This is a genomic window from Paenibacillus sp. J22P51 (assembly GCF_059692215.1).
The window spans coordinates 79317-92829 of the sequence record NZ_JCAUAZ010000014.1 but is presented as its reverse complement, the minus strand read 5'-3'; the positions used below and the strand labels follow the sequence as shown (position 1 = coordinate 92829).

Here is a 13513-nt window from a genome sequence, read left to right as displayed (position 1 = left end):
TCATGGTTCGAAAATCGCCCGCTTACCAGACGTTTACTGTTTTCAACTATACGTTTCTTGTCCTGGTATCTATCGCTATGCTCATACCGTTTCTGCATATTATGGCCGGATCGTTCAGCAGCGCTGGTGCTATCATTCAAGGACGAGTCACGATCTTTCCAGCGGATTTCACATTCCTGAATTATAAAGTTGTTCTGAATGACTCGCGGATTTGGAGATCTTTCGGTGTTACCGTGTTTATTACGGTGGCAGGCACACTGCTCAATCTTATTTTTACCAGCCTTATGGCTTATGGCTTATCCAAGCAAGATTTGAAAGGGAGACAATTCATCATTTTACTAGTGCTGTTTACGATGATTTTCCAGGCACCCTTAATTCCATCGTATTTGCTTGTCAAATCACTTGGCCTGCTAAATACACTGTGGTCTTTGATGATACCCGATCTCATCAGTGCGTTTAACTTGATCATCATGATCTCCTTCTTTCGCAACATTCCTGATGGATTAACGGATGCAGCCAAAATCGACGGGTGCAACGAATATCGGACATTGTGGAGCATCGTTCTCCCTCTTTCCCTGCCTTCCTTAAGCACAATTGGGTTATTTTACGCAGTTGGACACTGGAATGGTTACTTTAATGCGATCCTATTTATTAGGAATCCTAATTTGTATCCGTTGCAATTGAAGCTTCGAAAGCTGATCGTCGAAAGTGACGTGGAAAGCATGCTGCAGAGCGCGGCGGTGACCATTCAGTCGGTAGAAGGTATTAAGATGGCTTCCATTATGGTAGCCACCATCCCCATCCTGATTATATATCCAATGATTCAAAAGCATTTTGTTAAAGGCTCAATGCTTGGTTCGGTCAAAGGATAATAATAAAACAACATGGTCTTAAAAAAAGGAGAGGTTAATTTGGAAAAGAGAAAAGTGTTGCCAGTAGCACTTTGTATGGCATTAGCTTCAAGTAGTTTGGTTGGCTGTACCTCCAAAGATGAGACGAAATCAGGACAAGCTGCATCGACAACATCGACTTCAACGACATCTGCCGCCCCTGCCGCTCCTGCGAAGTTCAAAGTGGGGCTAACGACTGGCGGTTCCAAGTATGTTGAAGGATCGGCGGATATCAATAACGACAAGTATGTAAAAAAATTAGAAGAATTATCTAAGACTGATCTGACAATGCAATTGATTCCTCATGAGAACTATGACCAAAGCATGACGTTGCTATTTGCTTCCGGCGAACTGCCTGATTTGCTGCAGACCAAAGGAATTAACCGTCCGGAAGTAGCGCCTGCGATTGATTCTGGCGTGTTGCTTCCGCTTAATGATTTGATCGATAAGTATGGACCGAATTTGAAAAAGAAAGTGCCGAAGGCATCCTGGGATTCCGCTCGCGTGAGCAAAGACGGGAAAATTTATGGTATCCCGCAAGAAAACCCGATTACGAACGGTACGGTAACTTATATCCGTAAAGACTGGTTGGACAAATTGGGTCTTCAAGTGCCGAAAACTGTGGATGAATACATCGACGTAATGAAAGCATTCCGCGATAAGGACCCGAATGGCAATGGGAAGCAAGATGAAATTCCAATGTCAGGACGCGCGAAATTAGCTTTCGCCTATCAGTTTTTCACTGCATATGACGTGCAACCGCAAACTTGGAAGTTTGAGAACGATCAATTAGTTCCGAATTTTATTCGCCCTGGCATGGTTGATGCTCTGAAAGTGTACCAAAAGTTATATCAAGAGAAGCTGCTAGATAACGAAGTGTTTACACTTCAAGGCAAAGATTGGGATGCCAAGATTAAAGGTGCAGGTACTGTAGGTATTTGGTCTACATCCGCGGTAACGCCGGGTGCTGTTGAAACGGCTATTAAAGCGAATGTACCGACAGCGGCCGTTGAAATCATTCCTTCTCCGGTCGGATCTAGCGGCAAGCCAGGCGGAATATACCCTTTAGGCTCCACGGTATCTGATTTCGTATGGACAATCCCGAAAAGTGCTAAAAACCCTGAAGCCATCATTAAATTCCTAGATTGGTTCTACTCCGACGATAAAGCCAAAGATACGTTCTTCATGTATGGGATTGAAGGTGACACGTACAAGGTAGAAAACGGTGCGGTCAAGTACAACTACCCGACAACCAACGAGCAGATCCTGGCAGAGAATACGTTCCAAGAATGGGTACACTTCACTGGCGGCAAGCCGCATCTTACAGAGGATGGCTTCATTAAGAACAAGCCAGGCGGAGAAAAAACAGTAAAATCGTTGCAGGTGGCAAATAAAGAGGGCTTCCAAGATGATGCGCTAGAAATCCCTGCCATGCCTACCTTGAAAACACGTCCAGAGTTGAACTATGACGGATTGTGGCTGGAATTCGCTGCAAAAGTCATTACTGGGAAAGAATCGGTGGATAAATTCAACGATTTCGTCGCTAGCTGGAAGAAACAAGGCGGAGATCAATTGATCAAAGAAGCAACGGAATGGTACAAAGCCAAAAATAAAAAATAATAAACATGAACCCTCGCTGTCCCAGTGGGGGTTTTCTAAAAAACAAGGAGATTACCATGAGAAAACTTCACTTACTGTGTAACGCTCATTTAGACCCTGCTTGGCTATGGGAGATTGAAGAAGGAGCGGGAGAAGCGCTGTCCACCTTCCGAATCGCGGCCGATTTCTGCGAAGAATATGGCGGATTCATTTTTAACCATAACGAAGTCATTCTTTATAAATGGATTGAAGAATACGATCCGGCGCTTTTTAAGCGCATTCAGAAACTGGTGTCCGAGGGCAAGTGGCACATCATGGGTGGCTGGTATCTGCAGCCGGATTGCAATATGCCAAGCGGAGAATCGTTCGTTAGGCAGATGCTGCTAGGGCGCGTGTACTTCAAAGAGAAGTTCGGCAAAGTGCCGACGACGGCTATTAATTTCGATCCGTTCGGTCATACGCGCGGACTCGTGCAAATTATGAGCAAGGCAGGCTTTGATGCTTATATCGTTTGCCGGCCTGATCAGAACGACTGTTCTCTACCAGGGGAAGAATTCCGTTGGATTGGGCATGACGGTTCCGAAGTTACGGTTCACCGCGCTTATAAAGCTTATCTATCAGGGCGTGGCAAGGCGCATGTGAAGGTTGAAGGCTGGATGCAGGATCATCCAGACAAGTCGGAAGGACTTGTATTGTGGGGAATAGGGAACCACGGGGGCGGACCTTCCCGGATTGATTTGAACAATCTGAAGGAGCTAAAGGAGAGGACAGAAGCGTTCGATGTGATCCACTCCACGCCAGAAGATTATTTTGCAGAGCTAAAAGCGAGCGGGAAAGAGCTGCCGACGTACGAGAAAGATTTGAATCCTTGGGCGGTTGGGTGCTATACGTCCCAAATTATGATTAAGCAAAAACATCGCAAGCTTGAAAATGAGCTGTTTTTTGTTGAAAAAATGATGTCCTCTTACGCACTTCAGGGGTATGGCCCTTATCCGCAAAAGGACATTCATGAAGCTACCGTTGACTTAATGATTGCAGAATTTCATGATATATTGCCGGGTACTTCAGTTCAACCCGTGGAAGAAGCGGCTATTCGCTTAATGGATCACGGTTTGGAAATTTTGTCTCGATTGAAAGCTCGCGCTTTCTTTGCCTTGACGGGCGGTCAACAGAAAGCCGCAGAAGGCGAGGTTCCGATTTTTGTTTATAATCCCCACCCCTATAAGGTGAAAGGCATTTTTGAATGTGAATTTCAGTTGCCGTCTGCGTCGAAAGGACAATTCGCAGTTCCGGTAGTGCATATACAAGGACAAAGAATCCCGAGTCAGGTTGAAAAGGAAATTAGCAGTCTTTACGTTGATTGGCGGAAACGTGCCGTATTTTATGCAGAGCTCGAGCCTGGTCAGATGAATCGGTTTGACTGTACAGTCGAATTTCTGCCGGAGAAACCCAAGCCGACACTTCAAGCGGTGAATGGGTTGATTGTCTTTAAAACGGATAATCTTGAGATTGTTATCAACTGCGAAACTGGCTTTGTGGATACATTCAAAGCGGATGGCGTCTCCATCGTACAATCGAATGCGTTCAAGCCAGTTGTGGTGAAGGATTATGACGATTCATGGGGCAGTCAAACACAAAGCTTCCCGGATGTCATCGGAGAATTCAAGCTCATGTCTCAAGCGAAAGGCTCCCGCTATTCAGGCATTCCGGGCAAGCCGATTGCTTCGGTCCGCGTGATTGAAGACGGCGAAGTACGAAGTGTGATTGAAGCGGTGTTTGCTTACAAAGACTCCTTCATCTGCCAACGTTACTATTTGCCTAAGCGGGGTACGGAAGTGAAGGTTGATCTTACAGTTCATTGGAACGAGAAGGCAAAAATGCTCAAGCTATCTGTGCCGACAACGTTCAAGCAGCCGCAATATTACGGCCAAGTGGCTTACGGTGTAGACGAGCTGCCCGCTAACGGCAGGGAAGCAGTCGCTCAAAAATGGGTCGCTGCGGTTGATGGGGCTACGGGTGCATCTCTGTCCGTCGTGAATGACGGAACGTATGGATCCAGTATCCACGATGGCGAACTGCGGCTGACGCTGCTTCGTTCGCCGGGCTATTCGGCGCTTCCGGGAGGCAAAATGCCCTATACATTACCGAAGGACCGCTTTTCGCCTCGAATCGATCAAGGGGAGCGCCGTTTCACGTTTTGGTTTAATGCAGGGACGTGGGAAGAACGTCTGCCTAAACTAGATCGAGAAGCGCTAGCACTTAATGAGAAGCCTTATGCGTTAACCTATTTCCCATCAGGAGAAGGCAAGGCGCCTGCTCCATTAATCAGCTTAAGTGATCCATCGATACAGATGACGGCTTTTAAGAAAGCAGAAATTACTAACGATTACATTGTACGCTTGTATGAGCCATCTGGAGAAGAACGGTTGACGAACGTTTCGATCGCTGCTCTCGGCATAAATCAAGAGATACGCTTGGGTCGATTTGAGATTAAAACATTGCGATTGAATGTGACGGATCGAACGCTGATCGATGAGAACTTAATGGAAGAGGAATAGGAGTGAGAAGCGATGGATAAATTGACGGTTGCCGAATTAGCAGTAAACGGCGGGACGCCTGTTCGTACAGATCCATTCCCTGTTTGGCCGATCTATGGCCAAGAAGAAGAGAAGCTGTTGCTAGAGGTGCTGCATTCGCAGAAGTGGGGGGGAACGGGGAAATCCAACGTTCCAGGTCTAGAACCGAAGCTGCCTGAACTCGAAAGGCAGTTCGCCGACATGCATGGCGCGAAGCATGCCATTACGGTGGTGAACGGAACGATCGGGATTACCATTGCGCTGCAGGCAGCAGGTGTGCAGCCGGGCGATGAAGTCATTCTGCCGGCATACACGTTCATTGCCACGGCGTCATCGGCGCTTATCTTCGGAGCGATTCCCGTCATTGTGGACGTAGAACCGGACACGCTGCTGATTGATCCTGATAAAGTCGAAGCGGCGATCACACCGAAGACAAAGGCGATCGTCGCTGTGCACTTAGCAGGAGCTTCGGCGGACATGACTCGATTGAAGGATATTGCGAGCCGTCATGGGTTGCGTCTGATCGAGGACTCCGCGCAAGGGGTCGGAGCTGAGTGGGACGGTAGACGTGTAGGTGCTCTAGGAGACTTGGGCACGTTTAGCTTCCAGTCGGGGAAGAACGTGACGGCGGGTGAAGGCGGCATTATCTTGACCAATGACGACGAGCTCGCTGCCAAAGCATGGTCGCTTGTGAATGTAGGCCGTATTAAGCAAGGCGGTTGGTATCAGCACGAGGCGGTCGGCTGGAACTTGCGTATGACCGAATTCCAGGCAGCTGTATTACTTGGGCAATTGAGCCGTTTCGAAGCGCAGTTTGCCCTGCGGGAACGCAATGCAAAGCTGCTGAATGAGCTGCTGGCTCCGATCGAGGGTATTCTTACGGTTAAACGCGATCCGCGCATTAACCGTCACGCCCAGCATTTGCACTTACTGTTCTTGAAACCCGAGCTCGCGAGTCGCATTGATAAGAATGAAATGATTCGTCGATTGAATGGAGAAGGGATTCCCATGCATGCGGGATACGTTTCCTTAAACAGGAACAAAGCAATCCTTGAAGAGATTGCCAAATGGACAGGAGAATCCGAGCATCGACAATATGCTTGTCCAGTTAGCGAACGAGCTTGCAACAAAGAAGCGATGTGGCTGCATCAGAATGTATTGTTGGCGGATGAGAAGGCGATGTACGACATTGCGACGGCAGTAAATAAAGTGTTGAGATCGTTTGACTAACGTACGGGCTTGCAAGTGAGCTTGCGAATGGGGGAACTGCTGCGATGAAAATGGCACGAATTGGTATTTTACTGGATCAGGCTGCTGCTGAAAAACGGTGGCGATATAACATAAACGTATTTAATCGTTATCTGGGGGAAATCTTGACGCATCGCGGAATTCCGTTTCATTGGATTCACTCGGTCAAGAGCATAACAGATCATTATCCATGTGATGTCATTCTGGTTGCAGCCGTAGATGAAACTGCAGAGCATGCAGCGCTGCTTTGGCGCTATATGGAGAGGGGCGGTACCGTCGTTTCCTTTGCGGGTACGAACGATCTTGCGAAGAAATTAGGGTATCACAAAGGTATGGGTACAGGTGCAGGGTACGCTCACCTCCCGCATAGCGACAGACCGCTTCGTTTTCTGGATGCGGTGCCGTGGGTCGCAACGAATAACGCGATGGAGGAGCCAACAAACGTCCAGAACATCGGAGCCATCTGCAAAGGCTCGCCAAGCGGCGATGGTTATGGACCTGTCCTACAGCAATTCAGCATTGGACAAGGAAGCTTGGAGCGTTATTCCGTAGATGTCGTGAATACTATTGTCCAGCTTCAGCAAGGAAGCAAGCCGGTTATCGAGGATGGGCCGCCATCTGCGGATGGAACTGCCCTGGTGAATGACGGTGTGCTGAAGGCAGATGACGTGATCGAGCTTGATTACGACCACGACCGGGTCGCAACGGAAACGGGAATCCCGTTGTTTCATCACCCTTATGCCGACATGTGGCGTGATGAATTGGTCGGGCATTTGCTTCGACGCACAGCAGAAAAAGGCTTGGCGCTGCCGTTTCTCGGCTATTGGCCGGAAGGTACGGAGCAGGTAGCTCACATTTCGCATGATAGCGACTATAACTTTGACGAGCATGCCATAGCTACGCTAGACATCCTAAAGGAAACCGGCGTCCGCTCTACTTGGTGTATGTTGGAGCCGGGCTATAGTAAAGGCTTATACAAGCAGATCGAAGCAGATGGGCATGAGCTGGCGCTGCACTACAACGCTGTAGATGTAGACAACGGCTATTGGAGCGAAGAAGAATTCCGCCGGCAATTCGCATGGTTCCAAGAAGCAACGGGCATGAAGCAAGTGCCAACGAATAAGAACCATCTTACCCGCATAGAAGGTTGGGGAGAGCTGTTCCAATGGTGCGAAAGCTGCGGCATTGAATCGGACCAAAGCCGTGGCGGCAGCAAGAAGGGCAACCTTGGGTTCACGTTTGGAACGTGTCAGCCGTTCTTTCCGATTGCGCTTTCTGACGAGAAAAATCGGGTATACAACGTGATGGAAGTCGGGTTTCTAACGCCGGATTTGGAATTGAAAAAGTGGGGTGACCGCAGTATCGTCATTCCGATTCTGGAACAAGTGGCCAAGGTGCAAGGTGTTGCGCATTTCTTGTTCCATCAATTTCACATCTACCACCAAGAAGTGGTGCGGGATGCGTTCCGTTATGTTGTAGACGAAGCACGCAAGCGCGGGTTTGTCTTCTGGACAAATGAAGAAATCAACCGCTGGGTGCGAGCGCGTCGCAAGGTCACCATTTCCGGATTGACGGTAGACGGTTATCCGATTACGGATAACGTGCCGGTCGAAGGTGGCCGTGTTGTTGCTTGGGTGCCAGTGATGAATGGAAGCGCCAACGGATCGAGCAGCTCGGACAACTTGGATATCTCAAGCGACGAGATCAGGGAGCTTTACGGCGTAGCGTGCAAGAAAGTCATTTTAACGGCTCAGGAAGTGATAAACGCATGATTACCTACACACCATCAACAGAAATATGGCGCATTGCTCCTATCCGTTGGGATTTAGCTCAAGAAAATGACATGTCGCGCCGCATCTATTCCATTTTGTTGAAATGGCTGCCTTTTGCTAACGAGCATTTTCAGGACTGGGATGTACGTCCGAACAGCGGTCATTTCTTCGGAGGAACCTTCTGGTACCAATCCGATTCAGCCCAGAACTCGCTCGTTTACGCGGTGCTTTCCAAGCTAGGCGAATATGACGAGCAGGCAACGGGAATCTCCCGAAATCTCTTGAAAGAACGTGCCATCAAGGCAATTCGCTATATTGGATTTACGCATGATACCGGTCCAGAGGATTGTGTCCGAGTAGAAGGCGTGCTGCCTTACACGAGCGGGAAAAAGTGGGGAGGTCAAGGCGATAGCTTCTTCATGGCTAGCCAAAACGGCCGCTCCATCGCTTTCTTTGCCTACGCTGCTTGGATGCTATGGGATGACTTGGACATAGAGACGAAGCGGCTCGTGCAAAATGTTATTTCCAGCTATGCCGATCAATGGTCAGTCGACGAACCTCGTAATGGCGTATATTATGATACGCAATGCGAGGAAAACGGATGGACAGCGGCAGGGATCGGAGCGGCGGTTGCACTGTTTCCTGATCATCCGCATCACGCACAGTGGAAGCACGGATTCCGCCTGTGGGCGGTAAACTCCGTCACCACCTACAAGGACAGGCTCGCTGACCCGTCTGGCTTAATTGATAATCCTGTTGGAAATCTGGTGCGAACGGTGACGTTCCATCCTGACATGACAGCGGAAAACCATGCTTTCGTTCATCCAAGCTATTTGTGCGCAGGGACCAATCTACGCGGAATCTTTGCTTTAATGTCACTGACCGCGGGTCAAGAAATTCTCCGTGAGGCTGTACACAACAACGAGAAGCTGTATGAGCGCACGATTAAAATTTGGGCGCAGTTTGATGGCTTGGCCGTTCCCGTACAAGGTCAGGACTGGTGGTATAATCGGCAGCATGAGCGCCAGCTGACCCATACGATCTTGAATGTCATTCATGGCAATCGGGATGCAGCTAATCTGGTAAGAGGTTCACTTGATTCCATTGAACGCATTCAAGCCAGCAATTCACGAGGTTGCTTGCTGGAAGAGCGCGGGGAAGAATGTATCATTAATAAAGCACATGCACAGTTTGCCAGAGACTTGGAGCACGGCTCAGCGGTCGATCTGCTTTGTTCGTACTTAATATACCTCTTTGGAGGTCCTGGTGCAGAGCCAAGCGATACAGAGGAAATGACGAACCGTTTGTTAGGAGTATACACGTACCCTTATGGCAACTCGATCGTACACCGTCGCAAGGATTCCTTCGCGAGCTTTACATGGCGTAACAATGTTATGGCGCTAACCTTGCCTTCCAAAGGCTTATGGCAGGTAACCCCGCTTTATGCGAGCTATACCGGTACGGTAGAGTTTGCTGAAAAGAAGGGGATTAAAGGCCTGAGCAACGAGTCGATCATCCGTGATGTGGAGCGGGAAAGTATTCTGCCGTACCATGATGGCTTCGCAGCAACAGTGACGATTGCCAGAGGAGCCCGCGAGCTGCTTCAGCATGTGGCATTTCTGTCACTGCCCAACGGCAGTACCGTGTACATCGAGCGTTTCGAAGCGATGAAGAATGTGACCATTCAGCATGCGCAGACGGGCATCATTGGCATCCGCAATGAGAATTATGCAGCTATGCCAGAGCTGGCCCCCGGCACGCGCACTTTATATTATCCGGGCGGTGCCGACAAGTTTCGTGGCTACTATGGGCAGGAGCCCAATCAGGTTGAAACGTATGGAAGTGCTGCCTACGTGAATGTAGATGATTATATCGGGTATGTTATCATCGGCGGGCAGGGCATCAAATATATTAACAAGCATGAATATTTGAAGTGGAAGGGCGTAGAAGATATACTCGTCCTCAATGATATCGGTTCCATGCAGCTAACGGAAGGGCAGACAAGGGAACCATTCATTGTGGTCTCGATTCCTAACCAAACAGCAGCGCAGACAGAAGTAGCAAGCAGTCAAACGGTTCAGCTAGAAACGAATGACGAAACGATCGTTGTGGAGACTGAGGACTGTATCGTTGCTGCCAACTTCCGTACAGATGCGGTGCGTACGATTGCACAAAAATGCATCGTTGCAGGCATGGTGCTGAATATCTATGAAGGCAGGCAAACCCTGAGAGGGGAAGCGTATCTCTGGCATGGCTATGTACCCTCCTTTTCTTCCCTTTATCGCAAAGCGGTTGGTCAGCTATCCGTTGGTTTGGCTGCGAAATTGTTGCTTGACGTGACTGTCGCTGATGGCAACATGATCTTGTTGAACGAAAGTGAGCATGTGGTCTCCTGCACAATCACCTTAGGAAATGGCAAGAGCTTAGATATAAAAGTTGCCGCAGGCGGATGCCATACGCTTGAGGTTTAATTGTACAAAAACAACCGAGCACAGAAGATCCAAGAGTGGATCTTTTGTGCTCGGTTCGTTGCTATTGGATGCCCAGTCTCTTTCGGTATTCGGTGGGGGTAAGTCCACAATTCTTTTTGAACACTTTAGCAAAATGGGGATAGTCCGCATAACCGATGGCATGTGGGATGTTGATCGTCTTGCATGCTGGATCACCTAACATGTTCTTAGCCATATCAATTCGCAGCTGGGTCAGATAATGGATGAAGGAGACTCCGATCTCCTCCTTAAAGGAACGACTGAAGTAAGCGGGAGACATCTGAATATATTCCGCGACCTCCTGCATGGAAAAGGCCTCCGACGTATAATTGTGTTTGATGTAGTCCACCGCGCGTTGGATGCCTTGATGACTGCCCCAATTACGGGACTGGCGAATTTGCTGAATGGCCGACGCCAGGAGGGAGCATGTATGGTTGAACAGCTCTTCCGTTTTGACTGGAATGGGGTCATCCGCACCGTCATTGAACATCCGAATCCCTTTTTCGCTCAATCTTGCGTCGATATGGCAAAGCAGTTCGAAATAGGCAGTTCGTATCTGCGAGTCTTCCGTTGCTTCCAGCTCAAGAGTTGTTTGGAATTTCTTAAGATCGTTTATTATGGCATCATCATTCAGAATCCAGACGTTCTCGTTCATAGATTCAGCATGCTCTTTGATTAAAAGAATCCAGCGACCACGGTCGGATAAAGATAATTTTTCTTGCTCTAAGCTATTGAAAATACGATCCAGTGTTTCTTGAAGAACGGCTGGTCGGATTGGCTTCAGTAAATATTCGGAGACCCCGTATCGAATGGCTTGTTGGGCAAAGGAGAAATCATCATAACCAGAGAGGATGATTACCTTCGGCTTTTGGTTCCGCTTATGCAGCTCCTGCAGTAGCTCGAGACCGTCCATAATTGGCATACGAATATCAGTCAAAATCAGATCAGGAGCGTGCTGTTCGATGAGCTTGAGCGCCTCTTGGCCGTCTTCCGCTTCTGCAACGACCTGGAAGCGCCCTGTAGCATTAATTAGCTTGCTCAGCATTTTTTTGACCATCGGCTCGTCGTCAATCGTGATGACTTGATACATGTTGTGATCCCTCCTTATAAGGCAGTCTAACTTGAATGACAGTGCCTGTCGTATCTGATTTCTCTATATAAAGCCCGTAGGGCTCATTATAAGTCAATCGAATGCGGTGATGGACATTCAGCAATCCGATGTGATGAAAGGAAAGCTCTGTCTCGTCGCCTGCGAGGGAACCTTCGAAAATTTTGTTATATGTCTCGTATAGCTTCGAATCCATGCCTTGACCATGGTCGGTAATCCGCAGCAGACAGTAATTCTCCAACTGCTCGGAAGAAACGCTGATAGAGGTCGGGCGAAGTTTCTGGCGTTCATACCCATGGACAATCGAGTTCTCAATCAAGGGCTGAATGATTAAGCGTACAGCTTGTACGTTTGATGCCGTTCGTGCTTCGATCCCGCATTCGAATGTTAAGTAGGGATATCGTTCGTTTTGGATGTTCAAATACGTATTGACGTGATCCAATTCCTCTTTGAGACTGACGATTTGCTGGGAGCTGCCTACGCTATACCGGAACAAATCTGCGAGAGAGGTTGCCATGTTGCTAATAGGCAGAACGCCTTCCACGACGGCGTAGGAGTTGATGGCTTCGAGCGTGTTATAGAGAAAATGCGGGTTGATTTGCGATTGCATCGCCTGCATCATGGCTTCTCGCTGTTTAAGCTGCAGATCTTTCTCTTTGAGCTTAGAGGAATGCACGACTTCGATCAGTCTGCGTATTTCCCTGACCATCTTGTTGAAGCTGCGGTATAGGCTTCCAATTTCATCCTCTCGGTGTTCGGGTGCTTGGATAGCCAAATTCCCGTGCTCCGCATTTTTCATTAACCGCTGGAGAACAGAGAGGGATCGGGTTAGGTTAAAGGAAAACCCTGCTAACGCGGCCATTACGAACAAGATAACGAAAAAGGCAATCCACAGCGTGATATTTCGAAGTTCGATCAGGTTGCTGATCAGCTCCCGCAGCGGGACTTCAGATACCATTGTCCAGTTCGTATAAGGAGAGCGATGGAAAATGACCAATGTTTTCCCAACATCGGTATTTTTCAAGAAATAGCCTTCCTGACTCCCGCGGAATTGCTCCATCAGCTTGGAATCCACAGGCTTGCCTTGATAGCTGAGGTCCGGATGATACAGAATTTGAGCATTGTTGTCTGCAATCCAAATATAGCCGGTTTGTCCAAGTTGAACCTTTGCCAGAATGTTCATAATCTGGTTCATGTTTAGATCCATCACCAACATACCAAGCGACTTGTAATTGGCAGCATCGCGAAACGTGCGGACAACGGTCAGCACAGGCGAGTTATCCGGATTGCGGATGCCGACAATTCGGAAGGAGGTTGCATCCTCGTATTGACGGAATAACTTCATATAGTCGTCCTTGGGGGAAACGCCACCGTAACTGACAATGCCATTCTCCGTTGCGATGGAGAAACCTTTCAGGTCCGGGCGGCCGAACATGAAATTCGGCAGTACTTGTTTTTCGATATCACGGGTGATGATAAACCGATCATATTGCTCATTCGCTGGCAGCTGCATGAATTTCAGGATGAGCGGATGCGTGATAACGGGAAATGTGATCCGTTCCAAGTCGATGAAATAATTGTCCAATTGATTATTGATTTGCGTAATAAGCTGCCGGCTGGAATTGACGGCGTTCATTTCGATTTTCTCCGTTGTTTTTTCATACCAGATCACGCCGAGAGAGAAAAAAGGAAGGCACAGAAACAAAAGAATCAATACATTCAGTTTGGTGCGAATAGATAATGCTCGCGCCTTCTGCAGGAACTTCATAGCGGATTACTCCGTTCGTCTGGGTTGGTTGAGTTATTTTCTTCATTATATCAGATTGGATAC

General features: G+C 48.3%; 7 protein-coding genes. 5 read left to right on the top strand and 2 right to left on the bottom strand.

All coding sequences use genetic code 11. The features are described 5' to 3' along the window. Positions 1-2: 2 nt before the first annotated feature. The 5 genes from AC58QC_RS24150 to AC58QC_RS24130 all read left to right on the top strand — a co-directional run bounded on the left by AC58QC_RS24150 (position 3) and on the right by AC58QC_RS24130 (position 10556). Positions 3-872: a carbohydrate ABC transporter permease gene (locus tag AC58QC_RS24150; protein WP_497417593.1), complete on the top strand. Its 870-nt coding sequence runs from the start codon at positions 3-5 to the stop codon at positions 870-872. A 39-nt stretch (positions 873-911) separates the two neighbouring features. Continuing rightward, positions 912-2510 carry an extracellular solute-binding protein gene (locus tag AC58QC_RS24145; protein WP_497417592.1) on the top strand — a complete coding sequence of 533 codons (1599 nt, stop codon included), beginning with the start codon at positions 912-914 and terminating at the stop codon, positions 2508-2510. A 56-nt stretch (positions 2511-2566) separates the two neighbouring features. After that, positions 2567-5047 carry a glycoside hydrolase family 38 N-terminal domain-containing protein gene (locus AC58QC_RS24140; protein ID WP_497417591.1) on the top strand — a complete coding sequence of 827 codons (2481 nt, stop codon included), beginning with the start codon at positions 2567-2569 and terminating at the stop codon, positions 5045-5047. Positions 5048-5059: 12 nt separating this feature from the next. Next, positions 5060-6295 carry a DegT/DnrJ/EryC1/StrS family aminotransferase gene (locus tag AC58QC_RS24135; protein WP_497417590.1) on the top strand — a complete coding sequence of 412 codons (1236 nt, stop codon included), beginning with the start codon at positions 5060-5062 and terminating at the stop codon, positions 6293-6295. Between the two features lie 1648 nt (positions 6296-7943). Further along, positions 7944-10556, top strand: a complete 2613-nt coding sequence (locus tag AC58QC_RS24130; RefSeq protein ID WP_497417589.1) for a hypothetical protein — start codon at positions 7944-7946, stop codon at positions 10554-10556. Between the two features lie 61 nt (positions 10557-10617). On the opposite strand, the gene AC58QC_RS24125 is transcribed toward AC58QC_RS24130, so the two are convergent. Both AC58QC_RS24125 and AC58QC_RS24120 read right to left on the bottom strand, forming a co-directional pair. Continuing rightward, positions 10618-11664, bottom strand: coding sequence for a response regulator transcription factor (locus AC58QC_RS24125; protein ID WP_497417588.1), 1047 nt, complete (start codon positions 11662-11664; stop codon positions 10618-10620). Then, the gene (locus AC58QC_RS24120; RefSeq protein WP_497417587.1) at positions 11642-13450 is read right to left on the bottom strand and encodes a sensor histidine kinase; all 1809 of its coding nucleotides are present in this window, start codon (positions 13448-13450) and stop codon (positions 11642-11644) included. The genes AC58QC_RS24125 and AC58QC_RS24120 overlap by 23 nt, the downstream gene beginning before the upstream one ends. Positions 13451-13513 lie beyond the last annotated feature (63 nt).